Genomic DNA, 23,657 nt, shown 5'->3' with positions numbered 1-23,657 from the left:
ATCAGCGCGGAGAAGCACGAAGTGGCCTCACCAGTCGCGAAGGGGCGATGCCGCGATGCCCGTCATCGATGTCTGGGCCCAGCACCCCACCCTGCGTTTCATCCAGCACGAGATGTTCGCCTCGCTGCGCCGCTGGACCGGCGCCGAGGCGCTCACCGAGGAGCCGCCCGTCGACCTCACGCTGGCGGCGATGGACGCGGGCGGGGTCGACAGCGCGCTGCTCAGCGCCTGGTGCGGCCCCGAGGGCGCGCTGATCTCCAACGACGAGGTCGCGGCTTTCGTCGCCCGTGCCCCCGAGCGGCTGTACGGCGTGGCATCGGTCGATCTGCGCCGACCCGTCGCCGCCGTACGGGAGTTGCGGCGCTGTGTGCACGAACTCGGGTTCAAGGCCTTGCGTGTCGTGCCCTGGCTGTGGGGCTGGCCGCCCAACGACCGCCACTACTACCCCCTGTACGCCGAGTGCGTCGAACTGGGCATCCCGTTCTGCACCCAGGTCGGGCACACCGGTCCGCTGCGCACCTCGGAGACCGGACGGCCCATTCCCTACCTCGACGACGTGGCCCTGGACTTCCCGGAACTCACCGTCGTCGCCGGGCACATCGGGTATCCGTGGACGGAGGAGATGATCGCGGTGGCCCGCAAGCACGAGAACGTGTACATCGACACCTCGGCGTACACGTGCCGACGCTTTCCGCCGGAACTCGTCCGCTATCTTCGCGACGGCCGGCACAAGGTGCTCTTCGGCACCAACTACCCCATGATCACGGCCGATCGGGCGCTGGCCGACCTGGACGGGCTCGAACTCGACGACGTCTCCCGGGACCTGTTCCTGCACGGGCACGCCCAGCGGATCTTCGGACTGGGGAAGACCCACGCGGGCTGATCCGCGACGCCCGCGCACACGCTCGTGCCGCTGACGTCATGGGACGAATCCGATTCCCGCCTGTGGAGAGAAGGCTGTGTATTCCCTTTCCCGCCGGGGGAGTTAGGCCCGATCGCTGAGGAAGCCATGAGTCCGAATCGGTTCCGTTCGGGTGCTTACATGGGATGGCTACTGATGGGTACAGTGCCGACTTGACGCCACCCCACGCTCTCTCGCGGGGTGTGCGGACCCCTCTCATCCCGTTCGGCGGAGCCGACTTCGTCGCGACCGGTGCATGCCCGCCCCTACTTGGCATGGACCGTTCATTGGCGTCGGCGCCTGCACGACCCCACACAAGAGGCAACGATGCGAAGACTGCTCTCCGGTCTGGCGACCGGAGCTCTCCTGCTCACCGGCGTGGTCGGCATGACCATGGCCACGGCGACCCCTGCCGCGGCGGTGGACTCCGGCACCTTCAACGTGCTGTCCTACAACGTCGCCGGGCTCCCGGAGATCCTCTCCAGCGCGTCCACCGACCGCAAGACGTCCACGACGGCGATCGGGCAGCGGATCGCGCCGTACGACATCGTCCAGGTCCAGGAGGACTTCAACTACCACGCCTACCTCTACGCCGGCGACACCAACCACGCCTACCGCACCCCCACCAGCGGCGGCGCCGGCATCGGCAGCGGCCTCAACACCCTCTCCAAGATCTCCTACGACGAGGACGACTTCGAACGGGTCGGCTGGGACTCCTGCCAGTGGGACTCCGGTGACTGCCTGACCCCCAAGGGCTTCACCTTCATGCGGGAGCGCCTCGCGGAGGGCGTCTACGTCGACTTCTACAACCTGCACACCAACGCCGGCACCAGCGACGGCGACCTGGAGTCGCGGGCCGACAACCTCAACCAGCTGACCGAGTTCATCCAATCCCACTCCGCGGGCAACGCCGTCGTGGTCATGGGCGACACCAACACCCGCTACACGCGCTCCGGCGACACCATCGCCGAGTTCGCCACCACCAACAACCTCACCGACACCTGGGTCCAGCTCATCCGAGGCGGCGTGGCCCCCGCCAAGGGCAGCGACGCGCTCGTCTGCGACCAGACCGGCGCCACCGTGCCCAACACCTGCGAGGTCGTCGACAAGATCCTCTACCGCGGCAGCAAGTTCGTCACCCTCAACGCAACCAACTACAACAACGAGCATGCCAAGTTCCTTGAGGACGGCACCGGACTCATGCTCTCCGACCACGACCCCATCACCGCGTCCTTCAGCTGGAGCACCAACCCCGCCTTCGAGTTCAGCGACCAGTTCGGCGGCCCGCACGGCGACTACTTCACCGACATCGCCGCCGTGCCCTCGGGTGCGCAGGCGACCGCGATCTCGCTGCGCGCCGGATCCCGGGTCGACCAGGTCGGAGTGACCCTGAGCAACGGGACCACGCTGACCCACGGCGGCACGGGCGGCACGTACCGCTCGTTGACCCTGGGCAGCACCGAGTACGTGACCAGTGCCTACCTGTGCCGGGCCAAGCACGACGGCCATACCCGCGTCTTCTACGCCAAGTTCACCACCAACCTCGGCAACACCCTGGCCGGTGGCGCCACCACGTCCGACTGCACCACCGTCACCGCGCCCACGGGCTGGCAGATCTCCGGATTCCACGGCCGCACCGGCGACGAGGTCGACAAGATCGGCTTCATCTACACCCCCAACGACTTCATGTTGGTCAACCGGGCCACCGGCAAGTGCCTCGACGTGAACGGCTGGTCCACCGCGGACGGGGCGAACATCCAGCTCTGGACCTGCCACGGCGGTGCCAACCAGAGGTGGCGGATCGAGGAACTCCCCGACGGCACCAGCCGGATCATCAACACCCACAGCGACAAGGCGATCGACGTCACCGGCTGCGGCACCGCCGACGGCACCAACATCCAGCAGTGGACGTTGGTGAACAACGCCTGCGAGCGCTGGTCCCTCACCAGTACTGACAGCGGCTGGGTCCGACTGCTCAACCCCAACAGCGGCAAGGTCGCCGATGTCGCCAACTGCGGCAGCGCCGACGGCACCGACGTCCGCCTGTGGACGTGGTTGAACAACTACTGCCAGCAGTGGCAGACCCAGGCCTGACCGGACTCCGGTACGGAGCGCCGCGGCCCGGGACCCACGGGCCGTGACCGGGCGGTCGGCTCTCGGGCCGACCGCCTGACGCGCGGCGAACGGAACGGGGTGTCGTAGAGGCAGCGTCAGAAAGGCCGCCCGTCGCGGCCGCCGCCCGTCCCCAGGACGTAGGTGTGCAGGCTGGGGGCGAGTGCGGCGAGGCGGTCGCGGTCGGCGCTGTACAGCACGTAGTAGCCGTCACGGCGGGTGGTGACGAGACCGGCCCTCGCCAGCACGCGCAGGTGCTTGGAGAGCGCCGCCGGGGTCAGGTGCAGCAGCGGGGCGAGTTCCTCCGTGCTGCGGGGACGCTGGGCGAGCAGCCGCAGCAGCCGCAGCCGGGTCTCCTCGGCCACCGCGCGCAGGGTGGCGATCAGCTCCGGGGGAGCCATCGACACATGGGCCGCACGCTGGAGATGGCTCACCGGGAAGACCACGCCGAGCGGCCAGGGCGGGTCGCAGTTGACGCGTACGTGGGGCCATACGTAGACGCTGGGGACGAGGGTGAGGCGGTCCTCGGCCGAGAGCGTGACCTCGTGGTCGTGCGGGCGGTCGAGCCAGAACCGGCGGTCCACGGGATCGGATCCGACCTCCGGGGCGAGCCGGCGCAGCGGCCCGAACAGACCACGGACGGCGAGTTCCTCACCGATCTCCGTCATCGTGTCGGCCAGCTGGGAGGAGAGCCGTTCCCATTCCTCGGCGAACGCCGCCTCCCAGTAGTCGCCGAGCAGGGAGACGAACCGCTCCAGCAGTGCTCCGGGGTCCTCGGCCAGCGTCCTGCGCACGGCGTCGTCCGCCTCCGGTCCGCTCGCGGAGTCGGGCGGCACACCGCCCTGGCCCCGGGCCACATCACCGACCAGCGCCACCGCGAACTCCTCGCGCACCTGGTCGTGGGGGAGTGCCCGCAGCCGTTCGATCTCCTGGGCGAAGGACGCCTGCGGGCCGTGCGCCGAGGGGAAGCAGAACGCGGGGAAGTACTCGCGGAAGGTGAAGGAGAGGGTGGTGATCTCCCGCCGCAGTCCCACCGGGAGCCGGCGCATCCGACGTACCCAGGCATGCTGCAGGGGATGGTGCTTGGGCTCGGCCAGGACATGGAGACTGAGCACGGTTTCCAGCAGCGGGGAGTAGGTGAAGCCGATACGGTCGTCAGCTCCTGGGGGGACGCGGAAGGTGATCGTCACAGTTGGGTCCTGACGCTCCACAGCTCGGGGAAGAAGAGGTGCTCGCAGATCCGGCGCAACCACTCGACGCCGCTGGTGCCGCCGGTGCCGGGCTTGCAGCCCATGACGCGTTCGACGGCGATCAGGTGACGGTACCGCCACTGCCGGTACAGATCGGCCAGGTTGATCAGTGCCTCGCCGAGGAGGAAGAGGTCGTTGCCGGGGCTCTGGTCGGCGTACACCTCCAGCCAGGCCTGTTCGACGGTGGAGTGGGGCTCGTAGGGGCGGGTGAGGTCGCGGTCGAGGTGTTCGGCGGCCACCGGGTGACCGCGGCGGTGCAGGAGCGCGATCGTCTCGTCGTAGAGACTCGGCGCGGCCAGTGCGGCGCTGAGGGCGGTGTGGGTGTGCGGGCTGCCGCGGTGCGGGCCGAGCATGCCGGGCTGCTTGTTGCCGAGGAGGAGTTCCAGGTGCCGGTAGCCGGCGGACTGGAATCCGGAGGCCTCACCGAGGTGGTCCCGGAAGCCCAGGAACTGGGCCGGGCTCAGCGTGCTGACCACGTCCCAGCCCTTCACCAGGAGTTCCTGCACCCGGGTGACGCGCTGGAAGGTGAGCAGGGCGGCGGGGATCTCGTCGTCGGCGATCCGCCGCTTGGCCTCGGTCAGCTCGTGCGTCATCAGTTTGAACATCAGCTCCATCAGCTGGCCCGACATCAGGAAGAGCATTTCGTCGTGCGTTCCGCTCGGCGGTTTCTGAAGGCTGAGCAGTACGTCGATCTCGCCGTAGGCGACATAGGGGGAGCGCTCGCCGTCGAAGTCGAGGATCGGCCGGCCGCCGGTGGCCACCGCCCGCTCGCGCCGCTGCTCCTCGCTCAGGGTGCCGACCCGGCTCGGCCCGCCCCCGGTGACCGGGCAGCCGGCCGGAGGTTCGGGGCTTTCCGGGACCGCCTGCTGTGCGGACGTCATGATGTGTCTCCGATCTGTTCGAGGATGGCCGCGCCGAGCGCGGAGCGTGGATCGCCGCACCGGTGGACGACGTCGAAGTGGTGGGTGCCGGCCTCCTCGATCAGGAGGCCCGTGTTTCCGGCGTTCTGCCAGGCGCCCGCGAACTCGGCGCTCTGCCGGACGAACTCGCCCGTGTCGTGCTCCGCGTAGGCGGTGACCAGCGGGGGCAGGCCCGCGCGCAGCCGGTGCAGCGGGCTGTTGCGGGTGGCGGAGACGGCGTCCAGCCGCAGCGGCTCGCCGACATAGCTGAGCGCGACGGGCCGGAGATCGTAGACGCCGCTGACGGCGGTGAGCCCGCGGACGCGGTGTGCCGTCCGTCCGGTCGCGACCATCGCCGCCAGATGCGCGCCCGCCGACAGGCCGCACAGATGGACCCGGTCCGCGTCCACCCCCAGGTCCCGTGCCCGCGCGTGGAGGAACTCGACGGCCTGCTCGCACGAGGCGACGATCTCGTCCAGACCGGCGGCCGGGGCGAGCGGATAGCCCACAGCGGCGTAGGCGACACCGCGCGGTACGAACGACGGGGCGAGGAACGCCGAGTCGTGCCGGGAGCCCTCGATCCAGTAGCCCCCGTGCAGGAACACCAGCAGCGGCGCCCCTTTCCCGCCCCGCCCCGGACGGCCCGCCGGGAAGAAGTCGACGACCTGCCGCCCCGCCGGGCCGTAGCGCAGCTCCCGAGGACGGCCGAGCAGCGCACGCGCCGCCTCGCTGCGCACCGTCCACTCGCGCAGCGCCCCGGACATGTCGTGGGCCGTCGAACTGGGCGAGTACGCGCGGTCCAGCGCGGCCCGGTCCATGCCCCGGTAGAGCACACCCCCGCTCACGACGACCGCCCCGGCCCGCCACGCAGACCACCGGCCCGTCGAGGCACGACTTCGGCATCCATGACATCTCTGTCGGCATCCATGACATCGCTGAGGGACATGACCCCACGCTAGGAACGCGCCCGACCAGCACCAACTGATTCACCTGATACGACCACGGTGCCGCCGGTGGAGCCCGCCCCCGTCCGTGGCCGCCGATTTCCGATGCGGGCGATCAGTTGCCGGACGCGCCGGGCGGACAGGACGCTCAGGCACATACGGCATACCGGGTACCGGCTGGATTCCGCACCCCGGACCGCCCCCTGGACCCGACCGAAGGACACCACCGTGAACCACTACGCCCCGACCGACCGGGCCCACGCGGAGGCACTCGACGCCGCCGACCCGCTCGCCCCCGTGCGCGACCGCTTCCTGTTGCCGCCCGGCGTCGTCTACCTGGACGGCAACTCCCTCGGCGCACTCCCGGCAGCCGTCCCCGACGCCGTGGCCGACGTCGTCCGCCGCCAGTGGGGAACGGACCTGATCCGCTCCTGGGACGCCAACGGCTGGTGGGACGCCCCGGTCCGGGTCGGTGCGGTGGTCGGCCGACTGATCGGCGCCGCGTCCGGCCAGGTCGTCGTGGGCGACTCCACCTCGGTCAACCTGTTCAAGGCCATGGTCTGCGCCGTACGGTTGCGGCCCGGTCGCGGTGTTCTCGTCATCGACCCGGACAGCTTCCCCACCGACCTCTACATCGCCGACTCCGTGGCCAGGCTGCTCGGCGTCACCGTGCGCCGGGCCCGCCCGCGTGACCTCGACGCCGTACTCGACGACGACGTGGCCGCCGTCGTCCTCAACCACGTCGACTACCGCACCGGCGAACTCCTCGACGCACCCGCGCTCACCGCCGCCGCGCATCGCGTCGGTGCCCTGAGCGTCTGGGACCTCTGCCACAGCGCCGGTGTCCTGCCCGTCGAACTCGACGCCTGGGACGTCGACCTGGCCGTCGGCTGCGGGTACAAGTACCTCAGCGGCGGCCCCGGCGCCCCCGCCTACCTGTACGTGAACCAGCGCCACCGCGCACACCTCGACCAGCCGCTCACCGGCTGGCACGGGCACGCCCGCCCCTTCGCCATGGACGACCCGTACGAACCGGCGGCCGGCATCGACAGGGCTCGCGTGGGCACCCCCGCGATTCTCAGCCTGCTCGCCCTCGAAGCCGCCCTCGGCGCCTACGCGGGCGTGACCATGACGGAGGTGAGGGCCAAGAGCCTGTCCCTCACCGGTCTGGCCATCACCCTGGCCGATGCGTTCCTGGCCGTCCACGGCGTCGACGTGGTGACTCCGCGTTCCGAGGAGCGACGTGGCGGCCATGTCGCGCTGCGCCACCCGAGGGCCGCCGACCTCACCGAGGCGCTCGACAAGCACGGCATCATCGGGGACTTCCGCAGGCCGGACATCATCCGGCTCGGTTTCAACCCCCTCTACGTCCGGCACACCGACGTACACGACGCCGTACGGACGCTCCGGGACATCCTCACGGCTGAGTGATCCGTGCTCCCTTCAGCACCGCAGCCGCCGCCTCGATGATCCTGTCGTTGGCCTCGGTCTCCGCGACGGTGACCCGGAAACCCTCGCCCGCGAAGGGCCGGACCATGAGCCCCCGGGCCTCGAATTCGGCGGCTGCCGCCGTGGTGTCGGGGCCGAGCGGGAACCACAGGAAGTTGGCCTCGCTCTCCGGGAGCTTCCACCCCTGCTTCCGCAGCGCCTCCGCCACCCTGGTGCGCTCCCGCACGAGATAGTCCACGCGCACGGCGAGTTCGTCCTCGGCCCGCAGTGAGGCGACCGCCGCCGCCTGCGCGAGCGAGGTGACTCCGAAGGGCAGCGCCACCTTGCGCATCGCCGTGGCCAGGGGCGCCGGGGCGATGGCGTAGCCCACCCGCAGACCGGCCAGGCCGTAGGCCTTGGAGAAGGTGTGGGCCACCGCCACGTTGGAGTGGCGACGGAAGTAGTCGATGCCCTGAGGGCTGTCCGCACGCCGGTTGAACTGGACGTACGCCTCGTCGATGACGACGGTGACGTCCTCGGGGACGCGGCTGAGGAACCGGTCCAGTTCCGCCTGGCCGACGGTCGTACCCGTGGGGTTGTTCGGGTTGCACACGAGGACCAGCCTGGTGCGCTCGGTGATGGCCGCCAGCATGGCGTCGAGATCGTGCCGGTGGTCCGCTGTGAGCGGTACGGGGACGGGGACCGCGCCCGCCGCCAGCGTCAGCATCGGGTAGGCCTCGAAGGAGCGCCAGGCGAAGACGACCTCGTCGCCCTCACCGGCGGTCGCCCTGATGAGCTGCGAGACGATCTCGACCGAGCCGCTGCCCAGCACCAGGTTGGCCGCGTCGACGGCGAAGCGGGAGCGCAGCTCCGCCGTCAGCTCGCTCGCCGCCGTCTCGGGATAGCGGTTCATCAGCTGTGCCGCGGAGTGGAGGGCCTCCACCACCGAGGGCAGCGGTGGGTAGGGGTTCTCGTTCGAGGAGAGCTTGTGGGTGGACGCGCCCATGGGCGAGGGCAACGCCGCCTTGCCGGGCCTGTAGTCGGGGATGCCTGAGAGGTCACGCAGACGAAGGTTCGACACCTGATCGTTCCTTGGGGTGGAGGGACGGGGGACAGCACCTATTGACTATAACCATTTATGTTGTTGTATTGAGTGTGGTCAAGCAGTCGGAGTTTCGGAGGCAGTCATGGGTCCGCAGACGGACCAGTCGCGGCGGATGAGGGTGACCGGTCTGCGCTGGGAGGCGGAGGGCGTCTGCTCCCTCGAACTGCGCCCGGCGGAAGGCGGCCCGCTGCCCGTCTGGGAGGCCGGCGCGCACATCGGCATCCGGCTCGGCAACGGCATGGAGCGCACGTACTCGCTCTGCTCGGACCCCGCGGACACCTCGAAGTGGCGGGTCGCGGTGCTCCGTCAGCGGTCGAGCCGTGGCGGCTCCCGGTGGATCCACGAGCGCCTCAGACCCGGCGACGTACTGACCGTCGACGCCCCCGCCAACAACTTCCCCTTCGCGCCCGGCCGCGACCTGACCCTGTTCGTCGCCGGTGGCATCGGGATCACTCCGCTGCTGCCGATGATCAGGGAGTGCCGGGCCGCGGGCAGACCCTGGCGGCTGCTCTATCTGGGCCGCTCGCTCGACCGCATGGCCTTCCTCGGCGATCCGCTCCTGACCGGGCCCGTGGACATCGTGGCCGAGGACCGCGACGGCCGGGCCGACCCGGCGCGGTGGCTGGGCCGGGTGACCGAGGCGACCCGGGTCTACGCCTGCGGGCCCGAGGGACTCCTCTCGGCACTCGACGAGTCCAGCCTCGGATGGCCGCCGGGCACCCTGCGCGTGGAGCGGTTCCAGGCCCGCGCCGCCACCGGACCGGTGTCGGCGGAGGCGTTCGAGGTGGAGTGCCGGCGCTCCGGCGTCACAGTGGCCGTGGACCCGGAGACCAGCGTCCTCGCCGCACTGGAGACCGCCGGGGTGGCCGTCGCCAGCTCGTGCCGGGAGGGGATCTGCGGCAGCTGCGAGACACCCGTGATCGACGGCGAACCGGACCACCGCGACTCGGTCCTGAGCCGCGAGGAGCGCGCGGCGAACGAAACCGTCCTCATATGCGTGTCACGCGCCCGCACACCACGGCTCGTACTCGACCTCTGACCGGCCGCGCCACAGACCCCAGGTGCGCCACGAACACCACGAACCCCCGACGAGCGGAGCGATCACATGGACACCGGGACGGCATACGGGCTGCGCCTGCGTGAGCCCAACCTCGACCTCGCGCAGGTCGGCGCGGGCACCCCGTACGGCGAGGTGCTGCGCCGCTACTGGCAGCCCGTCGCCAGGTCCGAGGAGGCGACGACCACCCCCAGGGCCGTACGGATCCTCGGCGAGGACCTGATCCTCTTCCGCACCCGCCGGGGCGCCGTCGGCCTGCTGCACCCGCGCTGCGCGCACCGGGGTGCCTCCCTCTTCTACGGAGGCGTCGAGGACGACGGCATCCGCTGCTGCTACCACGGCTGGGTCTTCGACCCGCGAGGACACTGTCTGGAGCAGCCGTGCGAGCCGGAACTCGGGCCGCATCGGGCCCGTATCCGCCAGCCCTGGTACCCGGTCGCCGAACAGTACGGTCTGGTGTGGGCCTACCTCGGTGATCCGGCGCGCAAGCCGGTGCTGCCGCGCTACGACACCCTGGAGAACCTCGCCGACGGCGAACAGCTGATCGTGGACGACTCCGGTGTCGGCGGGGGCGGGCCGGCGCTCCTGGACTTCAACTGGCTCCAGCACTGGGAGAACGTGCTGGACCCGTTCCATGTGCCGATCCTCCACGCCCGGTTCAGCGGGTTCCAGTTCACCCCGGAGATGGCCCTGATGCCCGAGGTCACCTTCGAGTACACCGAGCGCGGAGTGCGTTCCGTGCAGGTCCGCGAGCTGGCCGACGGGCGGCGGCTGCGGCGGGTCACCGAGGTCATGTTCCCCAACCTTCGGGTCGTCGCCAGCCCGCGCCTCACCGCCGGGCAGACCAGCATCATCGGCTGGGTGGTTCCCCTGGACGACACCAGCTTCAAGATCTTCACCGTGGCGCGCGACACCGACCCCGACTTCCTGCGCAAGCTCCGGTCCACGCACCAGGGACGGCCGTGGTCCGAGCTGACCGACGCCGAGCACCAGGCGATGCCCGGCGACTACGAGGCGCAGAAGAGCCAGGGCGCCATCTCGCTCCACCACGAGGATCATCTGACCACCACCGATCAGGGCGTCGCGATGCTCCGGCGCATGATGGCCCGCCAGATACGGGCCGTGGCGCAGGGCCAGGACCCGGCAGGGGTCGTCTTCGACGAGGAGGCCTCCCCGATCCGCGTCGAGGGCGGCAACTACATCGAGGGCGGCGACGGCGGTGACCACGCCGACGAGCGGCGGACGTCGGCGGAAGCGGCGGGTGCGTGAGCGGCTACACGCCACAGGCCCCGGGCCGGGACCGGCCCCTGCTGGTGCTGGGCGTCAGCGGAGTGATCACCCTGGAGGACCCTCCCCGTGTACCGGCCGCCAGGGTCCGGCTGAGGGCCTGGGCGAAGTGGGGCCGTGATCTCGTCGTCGCGGACGACGCCCCGGACCGGCTGGCCACGCTGTCCGACGGGTTCCAGATCGTCTGGGCGTCCGAATGGGGCCATGTGGCTCACGAGGCACTCCGCGACGTCCTGCGGCTTCCGCGTGAGCCGTGGCCGTTCCTGCCGGTCCAGTTCGACAAGCTGCCCGCGATCCTGTCCTACGCCGGTGAGCGGCCCTGGGCCTGGGTCGACGAGCCCGCGGCCGATCTGACCCGCGCGGTACCGCGCCCGGCCGCCGGGGTTGTCGTACGAGTGGACCCCGCTGTCGGGATCAGCCAGGTCGACCCGGACGAACTCAGCAGGAGGGTCGCTGCCCTGGAGTGAGCGGGCGCCCGAGCGTACGGTGCCGCAGTACCGCCGAGCGCACCTGGTCCTGATCGCCGTCGCGGATCGCCTCGACGAGGGCCCGGTGCATGTCGAGGCGGTCCGCCGAACCGGCGTCGAACCCCGGTACCTCCAGGGACGCCTGCCCGGGGCCGCCGTCGGCGAGTTCGCCCTCGATGTAGTCGACCAGGTTCAGGTAGAAGGCGCGCAGCACCGGGTTGGGCGAGATCTCGGCGATACGGCGGTGCAGTCGCCAGTTCGCGCGGAGTCCGTCGACGGGCTTGTGCCAGACCTTGCTGACCTGCTCCATCAGCTCATCGAGGTCCTGGAGATCCGCGTCGGTGCGGTGCGCGGCGGCGTCGCTGACGACGGACTCGTCCAGCGCGTCCAGGACGGCGACCATCTGGTTGACCGTGGCGCCCTGCTCGCGCAGTTGCATCACGCTGTGGGCCAGGCGCAGCAGGGGAGAGCGTTCGGTGACGAACAGGCCGCCTCCGGGTCCGGGCCGCGCCTCGATCACGCCACGGCCGCGCAGGACACGCAGGGCCTCGCCGAGCGTGGCCGGGGCGATGTCGAACTGCTCGCAGAGTTCGTGCTTCGTGCCGAAGCGGAAACCGGCGGGCAGTTGCCGCTCGGTGATGGTCCGCTCCACCTGTTCCACGACCGCGTCGACGACGGACCCCGTGCTGCGAGCGCGCCCGAAGGTCACGGAACCGTCCTGCGGCACCGGACGGGCGGCCTTCGCTGCTCCTGCCATGACACTCCCTCACCGTGCCCGGCGGCGGGGGCCGTCGGACTGCTTCGGTCGATCCTACGTAGCGCATCGGTCTTGACGTGAATCGACGTTTCGATATTATCAACTATAACGAATTAAATCATTTGGCTTCGAGAAGTGAGAGAGCCGAGAAGTGGGAAGAACCGTGAACCCTGTGAACACGCCGACCGGCGGCGACCTGCTGGCCGAGTCCCTGGCGGCCCAAGGGGTCTCCCGTGTCTTCGGCATCCCCGGTGTGCAGCTCGACGCGGCGGCGGACGCGCTGTACCAGCGCGCCGACCGGATCGACTTCCTCTGCGCACGCAACGAACAGGCCACCACCTACATGGCCGACGGCTACGCCCGCAGCACCGGCGAGGTCGGCGTCGCCATGGTCGTACCGGGGCCCGGCGTCCTCAACGCGCTCTCCGGCCTGGCCACCGCCTACTCCGCCAACTCGCCCGTCCTGCTGCTCGCCGGGCAGATCGACTCCCGGGCCATCGGCAAGGGCCTCGGCGCCCTGCACGAGATCCCCGACCAGACGGGCATCCTGGAGCGGCTGACGAAGTGGACCGGTACGGCCCGCTCGGCGGAGCAGATCCCCGGCCTGGTGGCGGAGGCCTTCCGACAACTGCGCGGCGGGCGGCCACGACCGGTGGCCCTCGAACTGCCGCCGGACGTACTGGCCGCGACCGCGCAGGCCGCGATCCCCGGCCGCGTCGCCGCGGGACCCGTACAGCCCGACCCGAAGACACTGGCGGAGGCCGCCCGGCTGCTGCGGGGAGCGCGTCGCCCGCTGATCTACGTCGGCGGCGGTGTTCTCGCCGCCGACGCGTCCCCGGCGCTCCTCGCGCTCGCGGAGACCCTGGAGGCGCCCGTCCTGGTCAGCGAGAACGGGCGGGGCGCCATCGACGCCCGGCACCGGCTGGCCTTCGACGCCCTGGCGCTGCGTGCCTTCCGGCCCGACGCCGATGTCGTGCTCGCCGTGGGCACCCGCTTCGTCTCCACGTTCGGCACCCGGATCGACACCGCCGGCGCCAAGGTGATCCTCCTCAACGCCGAGCACGACGACCTCCACGGTCCCCGGGAGGCCGACCTACGCCTGCATGCCGACGCGGCCCTCGGACTGAGCGGCCTGGTGGAGGAGGTCGGCAAGCCCTCCCGGCCGAAGCGCGACAGCGAGTTCGCCGCCGTCCGGGCCTGGCTCCAGGAGCAGTTCGCGGACATCGGCCCGCAGCGCGAGTACCTCGACGCGATCCGGCAGGCCCTCCCCGGCGACGGAGTGCTGGTGAGCGAGTTCACCCAGGTCGGGTACGCGGCGAGCGCCTGCTACCCGGCCCACCGGCCCCGCACCTACATAGGCCCCGGCTACCAGGGCACCCTCGGCTACGGTTTCGCGACCGCGCTCGGCGTCAAGGCCGCCGATCCGCACCGGCCCGTCGTGTCGATCAACGGCGACGGCGGATTCTCCTGGACGTTGCAGGAACTGTCGACCGCCCGCAAGTACGACCTGGGGCTGGTGACCGTCGTCTTCCACGACGGCTTCTACGGCAACGTGCGGCGCATCCAGAAGAACCGGTACGGCGCCCGCTACTTCGCCACCGACCTCACCAACCCCGACTACCCGCAGCTCGCCGCCGCCTTCGGCATCGCCTCCGCGCGTGCCTGGACGCCCAAGGAACTCCAGGGCGTCCTCGCCGAGGCGGTGAGCGCCAACGAACCCGTTCTGATCGACGTGCCGGTCGGTGAGTTCCCCTCACCCTGGCACCTCATCCACGAGGGAATCCCGAGGCCCGCACCGCTGGCCCCGGACGCCCACCTCGTCAGGGAGGAGTCCTCATGACCAGTCCGTTCGGACACTACATAGACGGTTCCTGGACCCGGCCCGCCCCGGCGGCGCCCGTGATCGACGTACTCAACCCCGCGACACTCCGGACGGCCGGTTCCGTGGCCGCCGGAGACCGTGACGACGTGGACCGCGCGGTCCGGGCCGCGCGCGCGGCCTTCCCGGAGTGGGCGGCCACTCCGCTGAGCCGGCGCATCCAGGCGGTCGCGGATCTGGCGGTGGCCCTTGAGGCGAACCGCGAACGGCTGGCGCTCACCCTGGCCACCGAGATGGGGGCGCCCCTCACCTTCGCCCGACAGGCGCAGGTCGGTGTGGCCATCGCCGACCTGGAAGCCCTGATCGACGCCGCGAAGCAGTTGCCCGGGCCCCGGCCCGTGTCCAACTCGCTTGTCGTCAGCGAACCGGTGGGCGTCGTCGCCGCCATCACCCCCTGGAACTTCCCGCTGCACCAGATTGTGCTCAAGGCCGGTGCCGCGCTTCTCGCGGGCTGCACGGTGGTGCTGAAACCGAGCGAGGTCGCCCCGCTCAACGCGGCCGTGCTCACCGAACTCGTCGACGAACTGGGGCTCCCCGCAGGGGTGTTCAACGTCGTGTTCGGCGACGGCGCCTCCGTCGGCGAGCCGCTCTGCGCCCATCCCGACGTCGACATGGTGACCTTCACGGGTTCCCGGGCGGTGGGCGAACGGGTCGCGAGGAGCGCGGCGGCCACGATCAAGAAGGTGGCCCTCGAACTCGGCGGGAAGTCCGCGGCCGTCGTCCTCGACGACGCCGACGTGCCGGCCACCGCCGAACAGGTGGTCCGGTCCTGCTTCGCCAACACCGGCCAGACCTGCGCCGCGCTGACCCGGCTGCTGGTGCCGAGGGCGGATCTGGAGGAGTGGCACAAGGCCGTCGTCGCGGCGACAGCCAGGTGGCAGCCCTCCGACCCCCTCATCTACGACACCGTTATGGGCCCGCTGGCCTCGACCGTTCAGTTGAAGCGGGTCCGCGAGCACATCGAACGGGCACTGGCGGACGGCGCCACGCTGCTGACCGGCGGCCCGGACGCCCTGCCCGAACTCGGCCCCGGCGCCTACATCGCGCCCACCGTGCTCGGCGGCGTCACCCCAGGGATGAGGATCTTCCGCGAGGAGGTCTTCGGTCCGGTGCTGGCCGTCACCGGCTACGACAGCGAGGACCAGGCCGTGGAACTCGCCAACGACAGCGACTACGGCCTGTCCGGCGGCGTCTGGTCGGCGGACCCCCAGCGAGCCCTGGGCGTCGCGAAGCGGCTGCGTACGGGCACGGTCGGGATCAACGGAGCGGGCCTCGACGTCGGCGCCCCCTTCGGCGGCTACCGGCAGTCCGGCATCGGCCGCGAATGCGGTGCCGCCGGCCTGGCGGAGTTCCTGGAGTCCAAGACCGTCATGGGCGCACGGGACCTGTAGGCGATCGAGACCGTTTCGCAACACACACCAAGCATGCAATTGATTATATTCATTGCAGTGGCCGCAAGGGGCATAGGCGGCATTACTTCCCCAAGTGGACGCGGCGGGTGAGGCACCTGGGTGCCGGGGCGGCGTCACGCGAGCAAAGGACATACGAATGCGGCACAGAGGTTTCACCACCACGGCGTGCGCGGGTCTGCTGCTGACCGCCTGCACCGCCCAGACGACATCCGGCACCGGCGACACCGGCTACGTCACCGACGGCACGGCCACCATCGCCGTCGACGCGGACCCGGGAGCACTCAACCCGCTGACCAACGCCACCAACGCTGGCACCGCCATCGGCTCCCTCGCCTACGACCACCTGGTCTCCCGCACCGTCGGCGACAAGGACTACTCCGGCGAACTGGCCGAGTCCTGGAAGGTGACGCCGACGACGGCGACCTTCACCCTCCGCAAGAACGTCACCTGCGCCGACGGCTCCGCCGTCACCCCGAGCGTCGTGGCGAAGACCTTCGCCTGGGTGCTCGACGCCAAGAACGCCTCCCCGTGGCTCGACGCCTACATACCGGCGGGCTCCAAGGTGGTCGCGGACGACGAGGCGAACACCCTCACCATCACCGCTCCCCGGGCGGGCAGCTTCCTGCTCCAGAACCTGAGCTACATGCCGATCCTGTGCGGTGCGGGAGCGGACGCCCCGGCCGAGCTGACGGCGAAGACCTCCGGGTCCGGCATGTACGCCCTCACCTCGTCGGTCTCCGGCCAGAGCTACACCTTCGCCCTCCGCGAGGACTACACCTGGGGCGCGGACGGGGCCTCGGCCGAGGACAAGGGCGTACCGGCCAAGGTCGTCGTCAAGGTCGTGCCCAGCGAGGCGACCCGGGCCAACCTGCTCACCACCGGCGGCCTGACGCTGGCCACCGTGGGCGGCGCCGACCGCGACCGCCTCGACAAGGCGGGACTCACCAGCACGACCGTCAAGGCCGACCCCGCCCTGCTCCTCTACAACCAGGCCGCCGGACGCGTCGCCGCCGACCAGACCGTACGTACGGCCCTGGCCCAGGCGCTCGACCTGGACGCCCTCGGCTCCGTGGCCACCGGCGGCCGGGGCAGCAAGCTGAAGTCGATCGTCACCGGCGAGCCGGCGGTCTGCTCCTACGACGCCATCACCGGCAACCTGCCCAGCGGCACGCTCCAGCAGGCCGGGGCCGCGCTCGACAAGGCGGGCTGGAAGGCCGGGAGCGGCGGGATCAGGGCCAAGGACGGCAAGCAGCTGAGCCTCAAGGTGCTGTATCCCAGCAACCGGGGCTCCGACCTGGTCTCCGCCGTGGAACTCCTCCAGTCCCAGTGGACCAAGCTCGGGGTGAAGGTCGAACTCACCGGCTCCGACACCTACGCCACCACGCTCTTCACCGGCGGCGACTGGGACGTCGTATGGGCTCCCTTCAACACCGAGGACCCCAGCGTCTGGAAGATCCTGGTGGACGGCCAGGCGCCGCCCAAGGGCCGCAACTTCGCCGCCGTCGACAACGCCGACTACCGCCAGGCGGTGGCCAAGGCGCAGAAGATCTCCGGCAGCGCGTCCTGCGCCACCTGGGGCCAGGCCGAGGCCGCTCTGATCAAGGCCGCCGATGTGACGCCCATCGAGGCCAACTCCAAGACCGTCTACGGCTCCCACGTGAAGTTCCGGGTCGGCCAGCTCGGCGTCGTCAAGGGCTCGAGCATCCGCCTGACCAAGTAGCGGGACGCCCGAGCCTTCGCGAACAGCACGGAAGGAAGACAGCACATGTCCGTCATGCAGCACTGGCATCGGGAGCCGGCCCCCGCCCGGGACGCCGTCGCGGTGTCCGGCGATCCCGAGGACGTCACGTCCGCGCGGCGGCGGCCCGGCGCTGTGTGGGGACGCTTCCTCCTCCGGCGCACCGTGCGCACGGTGTTCTCGCTGTTCGTCATCGTCTCGGTGGCCTTCGTCGTCGTACGCCTGTCGGCCGGTGATCCCGTACGGCAGGCGCTCGGCCCCACGGCCCCGCCCTCCCTGGTGGAGACCCGCCGGGCGCAGCTCGGCCTCGACCTCCCGCTGTGGCGGCAGTACACCGACTACCTCTCGGGCCTCCTCCACGGCGACCTCGGGACCTCGATCATCACCGGACAGCCGGTCATCGACGTCGTGTCGAGCCGACTGCCCAAGTCCCTCCTGCTGGCCGCGCTGGCCGTCGCCGTCGCGCTCCTGGTGGCCGTGCCGTTCGGGCTGGCCACGGCCGTCCTCACCCGTGACGGCCGGCGCCGAGGGCTCGAACTGGGCTTCAACGGCGCCACCGGCCTCGCCACCGCCGTACCCGAGTTCCTGCTGGGCGCCGCCCTCGTCATCACCCTCGGCATCTGGTGGCCGGTCCTCCCGGTCGCCGGAGCCGACACCGCGGCCTCCTACGTGCTCCCCGTCATCGCCCTCGCGGCGCCCTCGGCCGCCCTGATCGCCCGCGTCGCCCGGGTCGAGGGGCTCAAGGTCCTCGGCCGCGACTACATGCGCGCGGCGCGTGCCAAGCGCCTGCCCACCGCCACGCTCCATCTGCGGCACGCGCTGCCCAACATGCTGACGGCGGTCCTGACCCTGGCCGGCACCACGGCCGCGGGCATGGTGGCCGCCACCGCCCTGGTCGAACAGGTCTTCAACTGGCCCGGCCTCGGCTACGCCCTCATCCAGGCCATCAGCGGCCGTGACTACAACATCGTCGGCGGCATCGCCCTCGTCTACGCGGCTCTGATCATCGTCATCAACCTCTGCGTCGACGTCCTGCTCGCGCTCCTCGACCGGCGCACGACCCTCCTGGAGCGATGATCATGCTCAAGCAACGGCTCCGGGCACTGGTGTCCTCGCCCACCCGGACCCTCGCCACCTGTCTCGTCCTCCTGCTCGTGACCCTGGCCCTCCTCGGCCCGCTGCTCTGGGGCGGCGAGGCCCGCACCCCCGATCCCGTCCACCTGAACGAGGCCCCGTCGGCGGCGCATCCGCTCGGTACGGACAACCTCGGCCGGGACGTCCTGGCCCGGGTGCTCACCGCGACCCGGCCCTCGCTGGTCATGGCGCTGACCGCGACCCTGATCGCGGTCGTGCTGGGCGCACTCGTCGGTGCCCTGCCCGTCCTCCTCGGCCGACGTGTCCAGCGGGTGTTCGCCGCCGTCCTGACCACCTGGATGGCCTTCCCGGTCCTGCTCATCGCCCTGTTCACGACGATCCTGCTGGGCGCGGGCGCGGGCACCGCCGTCCTCGCCATGGGGCTGACCATGACGCCCGTCTTCGGCCGCCTCATGCAGACGCTCACCGCTGGCATCGAGACCAGCGACTACCTGGTCGCCGCCCGCATGCTCGGCATCTCCCGGCGGCGCCGGTTCCTGCGCTACGTCCTGCCGAACATCGCCGAACCGGTCCTCGTCTACGTCACCCTCAACGTCGGCGGCGCCCTCCTGGCCCTCTCCAGCCTCAGCTTCCTCGGCCTCGGCGTCCAGGCACCCGACTTCGACTGGGGACGCATGCTCGGCGACGCGCTGCCCGCCGTGTACACCAGCCCCTGGACCACGATCGCCCCCGGCGCCGCCATCGTCGTCGCCGGAGTCGCCTTCGGCCTGGCGGGCGAGGCGATGGCCGGCGCCGCCCGCAGCCAGGACACCCCGGTACGGGCGGCCCGCACCCCCGCACCCGGCACCGCACCGACGACCACGCCACCCGCCGTCCCGGACACCTCGGACGCGCTGCTGACGGTGGAGAACCTCCGCGTCGACTACCCGACCGGCTCGGGCTGGACCACTCCGGTCCGCGACGTCTCCCTCCGCGTCCGTCCCGGGGAGATCGTCGGAGTGGTGGGCGAGTCCGGCTCGGGCAAGTCCGTCACCGCCATGGCCATCGCCCGCCTGATCAGCTCCCCGGGCGCCGTCCGGGCCGGGCGCCTCGACTTCGACGGCATCGACCTGGCGGCGCTCTCCGACAAGGAACTCCGCACCCGGCTCGGCACCCGTGTCGCGGTTGTCTTCCAGGATCCGGGCACGTTCCTCAACCCGGCGCTGCGCATCGGTGTCCAGCTGACCGAGGGGCTCCTCAACCAGGGGCGTACGAACGCCACGACGGCCCGGGAGAAGGCCGTCCACCTGCTGCGGCAACTGCGCATCACCGGTGCCGCGAGCCGCCTCGCCCAGTACCCCAACGAACTGTCGGGCGGAATGCGCCAGCGGGTCCTCATCGCCACCGCGCAGATGGCGGAGGCGGACCTGATCATCGCCGACGAACCGACCACGGCCCTGGACATGACCGTGCAGCACCACGTGCTGGAGACCCTGAGCAAGCGGTGCCGGGAGGACGGGAGCGCGGCGCTGGTCGTCTCCCACGACATCGGCGTGCTCACCTCGCTGTGCAGCCGCATCGTCGTCATGTACGCCGGCCGGGTCGTCGAGGAACTGTCCGTCGACACGCTGCTCAAGGGCCCGGCCCACCCGTACAGCCAGGCCCTGCTGGCCTCGCTGCCCACCCTCGACTCGCCCGTCGATCAGCCGCTGGAGACCATCCCCGGCCATCCGCCGCACCCGGACGAGGACATCACGGGATGCGCCTACGCCGCCCGTTGCCCACGTGCCCGGGACACCTGCCGTAACGACCTGCCCCGCCTCGAAAAGGTCTCCGCCGAGGGCGCCGTCGCCTGCTGGTTCCCGTCGGCACCCGCCCCCGCCACCACGAGGAGCACGTCGTGAGCACCCTCGACATCGAAACCGCCACGGTCGCCTTCGGCCGGAACCGGGACGCCGTCACCGCCGTGGACGACGTCTCCCTCTCCGTGCCCTCGGGCACGGTGCTCGGACTGGTGGGCGAATCGGGCTCCGGCAAGTCGACGCTGGCCCGCGCGGTGGCGGGACTCCAGCCCCTCACCGGGGGACGGATCCTGGTCGACGGCATCGACATCCGCGACCGCGCCCACCGGCACGGCCGGAAGGTGCAGATGGTCTTCCAGGACCCGTACACCTCGCTCAACCCGCGCATGAACGTCGGTGCGAGCCTCGCCGAGGTCGTGCGCGCCAACGGTTCCGCCGGCCCCGCCGGTGTCGACCACGCGGTCGCCGCGCTGCTGGACAACGTACGGCTGTCCACCGCGACCGCGGCGAAGTACCCGGGGCAGCTCTCGGGCGGGATGCGCCAGCGGGTGGCCGTGGCCCGGGCGCTCGCCGCCCGCCCCCGGATCCTGATCGCCGACGAGATCACCTCCGCCCTCGACGCCTCCGTGCAGTCCGCCGTGCTCAACCTCGTCCGCGACATCCACCGGGAACTCGGGCTCACCATCCTCTTCATCTCGCACAACCTCGCCGTGGTCCGCTACCTCGCCGACGCCACCGCCGTGATGTACCGAGGCCGCATCGTCGAACAGGGACCCAGCCACGACGTGATCACCGCACCGCGCCACGACTACACGCGCCGACTCATCGGCTCACTGCCCACCCCGGGCGAGTTCGGTGACCCGAGCCGGTCACCCGTCACCCACCCCGGCCCGTGATGGAGCCCCAAGGAGCACAAGGCCCATGCCTCACCCACTCGGCATCAAGCCCTCGAAGGTCATCGCCGTCCACCTCAACTACCCCAGCCGGGCGGCGGAACGGGGACGCACGGTCTCCTATCCTTCGTACTTCCTCAAGCCCGCCTCGTCGCTGTCAGGCGCTGGAGAACCGCTGCCCCGTCCCGACGGATGCGAACTCATGGGCTTCGAAGGGGAGATAGCCCTGGTCATCGGGCGGCACACGCGTGACGTGGCCGTCGAGGACGCCTGGGCTCACGTCGACTTCGTCACCGCCGCCAACGACGCGGGCGTCTACGACCTGCGGTACGCCGACCGCGGCTCGAACCTCCGCTCCAAGGGCGGGGACGGCTTCACCCCCGTCGGCCCCCGGCTGCTGGACGCCCGTACCGTCGACCCGGCCCGGCTCAGGCTGCGGACCTGGGTCAACGGCGAGCTGGTCCAGGACGACACCACCGACACCCTGCTCTTCCCCTTCGCCGACCTCGTCGCCGACCTCTCCCGGCTGATGACCCTGGAACCGGGTGACGTCATCCTCACCGGCACCCCGGCGGGCGCCTCCGTCGTCGTCCCCGGCGACACCGTCGAGGTCGAGGTCGGCGCGGACGGCGCGAGCACCGGCCGGCTGTCCAACACGGTCACCGAAGGCCCGGCGCTGGCCCGCCTCGGCGCCATGCCCCGCTTCTCGGCCGAGGAGGCGGAGGCCGCCTGGGGACCCTCGTACACACCGCCGCCCTTGCTCGACCCGGACCTCGACAAGGGACTGCGCTCCGTCGCGGTGGCCACGCTCAGCGCCCAGCTGCGCAAGCGGGGCCTGCCGCACATGTCGGTCGACGGGGTCCGTCCCACCCGCCCGGACCTGCCGATGGTCGGGGTGGCCCACACGCTGCGCTACCTGCCGCTGCGCGAGGACCTGTTCTCCCGCTACGGAAACGGCATGAACGCGCAGAAGCGCGCCATCGAGCAACTGCGCCCCGGCCACGTCCTGGTGATGGACGCCCGCCGGGACGACAGCGCGGGCACCCTCGGCGACATCCTCGCGCTGCGGGCCCTGAAACGGGGCGCGGCGGGCGTCGTCACGGATGGCGGGCTCCGTGACTCCGCCACCGTCACCGCGCTCGACCTGCCCGTGTACCACGCGGGCGCGCACCCCTCGGTGCTGGGCCGCCGCCACGTCCCCTGGGACACCGGACTCCCGGTCGCCTGCGGCGGCGCCCTCGTGCACCCGGGGGACTTCCTCGTCGGCGACGCGGACGGCGTCGTCGTCGTTCCCCCGGACCTGGCCCACGACCTGGTCGCCGACTGCCGCGAGCAGGAGACCCAGGAGCGGTTCATCACCGAGCAAGTCCGTGCCGGGGCGGCCGTCGACGGCCTGTACCCGCTGTCGGACCAGTGGACCGACCGCTACCGGCGATGGCTCGGCAACCAGCCCACCCGGGCCGCCTACCAACTTACGGAGAACCCGCATGAAGTTCCGCAGTGACCCCGCGACGATCCGGGGATCGATCGCTCCCGTCGTCACCCCCTTCACCGACTCCGGCGACGTCGACCTCGACGGTCTGCTCGATCTCGTCCGCTTCCAGATCGAGTCGGGCTCGCACGGCATCTCGCTCGGCGGCTCCACGGGGGAGCCCAGCGCGCAGTCCACCGCCGAGCGGATCGGCGCCATCCACGAGGTCGCCCGGGAGATCGGGGACCGGGTTCCCTTCCTGCCCGGCACCGGCTCCCACAAGCTCGCCGAGACCCTGGAGATCACGGCAGCCGCCCAGGAGGCGGGCGCGGACGCGGCCCTGGTCATCACGCCGTACTACGCCCGCCCCACCCAGGAGGCGCTGTACGTCTGGTACGCGACCGTCTGCCGCGAGTTCCCCGACCTGCCGGTGATCGCCTACAACGTGCCGTCCCGCACGGCCGTCGACATCGCGCCCGAGACGGTCGGCCGGCTCTTCCGCGACTTCGACAACTTCGTCGGGATCAAGGAGACGACCAAGGACTTCGAGCACTTCTCCCGGGTCATCCACGAGTGCGGCCGGTCCCTGCTTGTCTGGTCCGGCATCGAACTCCTCTGTCTGCCGCTGCTCGCCCTCGGCGGCACGGGCTTCGTCAGCGCCGTGGCCAACATCGCGCCCCGGGCCGTGGCCCGCATGTACGAGGCCTGGGAGGCGGGCGACTTCGAGACCGCCCGCGACCTGCACTACCGCCTGCACCCCCTGGTCGACCTCCTCTTCGTCGAGACCAACCCCGCCCCCGCGAAGTGGGTGCTCCACCAGCAGGGCCGCATCGCCTCCGCCCACGTCCGCGCCCCGCTGATCCCGCCGACGGAGGCCGCGCTGCCCCGCATCCGGCACCTGCTGGAGCAGGGCGGAGACCTCACCAGGCAGCTGTGACCCGCGGCTTCCCCACCCTTCGCCCCCCCTCCCCCCCCCCACCCCCCCCCCCCCCCCCCCCCCCCCCCCCCCCCCCCCCGCCCACCCCCCCCCCCCCCCCCCCCCTCCCCCCCGCCCCCCCCCCCCCGCCCCCCGTGCCCCCCCCCCCCACCCCGCCGGCCCGACCTTCGCCACTCCCCCACCCCCCTCCACCCCCCCCCCCCCCCCCCCCCCCCCGGCCCGTCCCCGAGCCCCGCCCCCCCCC

General features: G+C 71.3%; 19 protein-coding genes and 1 pseudogene. 15 read left to right on the top strand and 5 right to left on the bottom strand.

The genetic code is table 11. The features are described from left to right. Positions 1-55 precede the first annotated feature (55 nt). The 3 genes and pseudogenes from HLK59_RS10310 to HLK59_RS50905 all read left to right on the top strand — a co-directional run bounded on the left by HLK59_RS10310 (position 56) and on the right by HLK59_RS50905 (position 2,995). Complete coding sequence (locus tag HLK59_RS10310; protein ID WP_171141023.1) at positions 56-883, top strand: amidohydrolase family protein; 828 nt, start codon at positions 56-58, stop codon at positions 881-883. A gap of 345 nt (positions 884-1,228) precedes the next feature. Continuing rightward, positions 1,229-2,575 (top strand): annotated as a pseudogene (locus HLK59_RS10305) (jacalin-like lectin); the annotation flags it as partial. Between the two features lie 12 nt (positions 2,576-2,587). Continuing rightward, entirely contained in the window at positions 2,588-2,995 is a 408-nt protein-coding gene (locus HLK59_RS50905) for an RICIN domain-containing protein (RefSeq protein ID WP_240982323.1), read from the top strand. 116 nt (positions 2,996-3,111) lie between these two features. Here HLK59_RS50905 and HLK59_RS10300 read toward each other — a convergent pair whose 3' ends face one another. The 3 genes from HLK59_RS10300 to HLK59_RS10290 are packed head-to-tail and all read right to left on the bottom strand — an operon-like array spanning position 3,112 to position 6,007. Further along, positions 3,112-4,203, bottom strand: coding sequence for a helix-turn-helix domain-containing protein (locus tag HLK59_RS10300; protein WP_171141021.1), 1,092 nt, complete (start codon positions 4,201-4,203; stop codon positions 3,112-3,114). Continuing rightward, on the bottom strand, positions 4,200-5,144 hold the full coding sequence (locus tag HLK59_RS10295; RefSeq protein WP_171141020.1) for a tryptophan 2,3-dioxygenase family protein: 945 nt from the start codon (positions 5,142-5,144) through the stop codon (positions 4,200-4,202). The genes HLK59_RS10300 and HLK59_RS10295 overlap by 4 nt, the downstream gene beginning before the upstream one ends. Beyond that, positions 5,141-6,007: an alpha/beta hydrolase gene (locus HLK59_RS10290; protein ID WP_206326985.1), complete on the bottom strand. Its 867-nt coding sequence runs from the start codon at positions 6,005-6,007 to the stop codon at positions 5,141-5,143. Before HLK59_RS10290 ends, HLK59_RS10295 begins: the two co-directional genes overlap by 4 nt. Positions 6,008-6,334: 327 nt before the next feature. On the opposite strand from HLK59_RS10290, the gene kynU reads away from it, so the two are divergent. After that, positions 6,335-7,537: a kynureninase gene (gene kynU, locus HLK59_RS10285; RefSeq protein WP_346779689.1), complete on the top strand. Its 1,203-nt coding sequence runs from the start codon at positions 6,335-6,337 to the stop codon at positions 7,535-7,537. Here kynU and hisC read toward each other — a convergent pair. Continuing rightward, positions 7,524-8,615 (bottom strand): histidinol-phosphate transaminase, encoded by a 1,092-nt coding sequence (gene hisC / locus HLK59_RS10280; protein ID WP_171141019.1) that lies wholly within the window; start codon positions 8,613-8,615, stop codon positions 7,524-7,526. The genes kynU and hisC overlap by 14 nt on opposite strands. A 106-nt stretch (positions 8,616-8,721) precedes the next feature. On the opposite strand from hisC, the gene HLK59_RS10275 reads away from it, so the two are divergent. From HLK59_RS10275 to HLK59_RS10265, 3 genes are all read left to right on the top strand, one after another. Beyond that, complete coding sequence (locus HLK59_RS10275; protein WP_171141018.1) at positions 8,722-9,678, top strand: PDR/VanB family oxidoreductase; 957 nt, start codon at positions 8,722-8,724, stop codon at positions 9,676-9,678. Positions 9,679-9,744: 66 nt separating this feature from the next. Continuing rightward, entirely contained in the window at positions 9,745-10,965 is a 1,221-nt protein-coding gene (locus tag HLK59_RS10270) for a Rieske 2Fe-2S domain-containing protein (RefSeq protein ID WP_171141017.1), read from the top strand. After that, entirely contained in the window at positions 10,962-11,450 is a 489-nt protein-coding gene (locus tag HLK59_RS10265; RefSeq protein WP_171141016.1) for a hypothetical protein, read from the top strand. The genes HLK59_RS10270 and HLK59_RS10265 overlap by 4 nt, the downstream gene beginning before the upstream one ends. On the opposite strand, the gene HLK59_RS10260 is transcribed toward HLK59_RS10265, so the two are convergent. Beyond that, on the bottom strand, positions 11,422-12,207 hold the full coding sequence (locus HLK59_RS10260) for an FCD domain-containing protein (protein WP_171141015.1): 786 nt from the start codon (positions 12,205-12,207) through the stop codon (positions 11,422-11,424). The genes HLK59_RS10265 and HLK59_RS10260 overlap by 29 nt on opposite strands. Positions 12,208-12,379: 172 nt before the next feature. On the opposite strand from HLK59_RS10260, the gene HLK59_RS10255 reads away from it, so the two are divergent. The 8 genes from HLK59_RS10255 (at position 12,380) to dapA (ending at position 23,413) form a co-directional block, all read left to right on the top strand. Further along, positions 12,380-14,047 carry a thiamine pyrophosphate-dependent enzyme gene (locus HLK59_RS10255; RefSeq protein ID WP_171141014.1) on the top strand — a complete coding sequence of 556 codons (1,668 nt, stop codon included), beginning with the start codon at positions 12,380-12,382 and terminating at the stop codon, positions 14,045-14,047. Further along, positions 14,044-15,477 (top strand): aldehyde dehydrogenase family protein, encoded by a 1,434-nt coding sequence (locus HLK59_RS10250; RefSeq protein ID WP_171141013.1) that lies wholly within the window; start codon positions 14,044-14,046, stop codon positions 15,475-15,477. Before HLK59_RS10255 ends, HLK59_RS10250 begins: the two co-directional genes overlap by 4 nt. Before the next feature lie 157 nt (positions 15,478-15,634). Continuing rightward, entirely contained in the window at positions 15,635-17,218 is a 1,584-nt protein-coding gene (locus HLK59_RS10245) for an ABC transporter substrate-binding protein (protein WP_171141012.1), read from the top strand. Positions 17,219-17,263: 45 nt separating this feature from the next. Continuing rightward, positions 17,264-18,313, top strand: coding sequence for an ABC transporter permease (locus HLK59_RS10240; RefSeq protein WP_240982318.1), 1,050 nt, complete (start codon positions 17,264-17,266; stop codon positions 18,311-18,313). 2 nt (positions 18,314-18,315) lie between these two features. Beyond that, entirely contained in the window at positions 18,316-20,214 is a 1,899-nt protein-coding gene (locus HLK59_RS10235) for a dipeptide/oligopeptide/nickel ABC transporter permease/ATP-binding protein (RefSeq protein WP_171141011.1), read from the top strand. After that, positions 20,211-21,008, top strand: a complete 798-nt coding sequence (locus tag HLK59_RS10230; protein WP_171141010.1) for an ATP-binding cassette domain-containing protein — start codon at positions 20,211-20,213, stop codon at positions 21,006-21,008. The genes HLK59_RS10235 and HLK59_RS10230 overlap by 4 nt, the downstream gene beginning before the upstream one ends. A gap of 25 nt (positions 21,009-21,033) precedes the next feature. Then, a complete protein-coding gene (locus tag HLK59_RS10225) occupies positions 21,034-22,509 on the top strand; it encodes a fumarylacetoacetate hydrolase family protein (protein WP_171141009.1) in 1,476 nt (491 codons plus the stop codon). After that, positions 22,493-23,413 carry a 4-hydroxy-tetrahydrodipicolinate synthase gene (dapA, locus tag HLK59_RS10220; RefSeq protein WP_171141008.1) on the top strand — a complete coding sequence of 307 codons (921 nt, stop codon included), beginning with the start codon at positions 22,493-22,495 and terminating at the stop codon, positions 23,411-23,413. The genes HLK59_RS10225 and dapA overlap by 17 nt, the downstream gene beginning before the upstream one ends. Positions 23,414-23,657 lie beyond the last annotated feature (244 nt).

Origin of the sequence: Streptomyces sp. S3(2020), assembly GCF_013044505.1 — a bacterium.
GTDB lineage: Bacteria > Actinomycetota > Actinomycetes > Streptomycetales > Streptomycetaceae > Streptomyces.
This window is presented reverse-complemented; position numbering and strand designations above follow the sequence as displayed.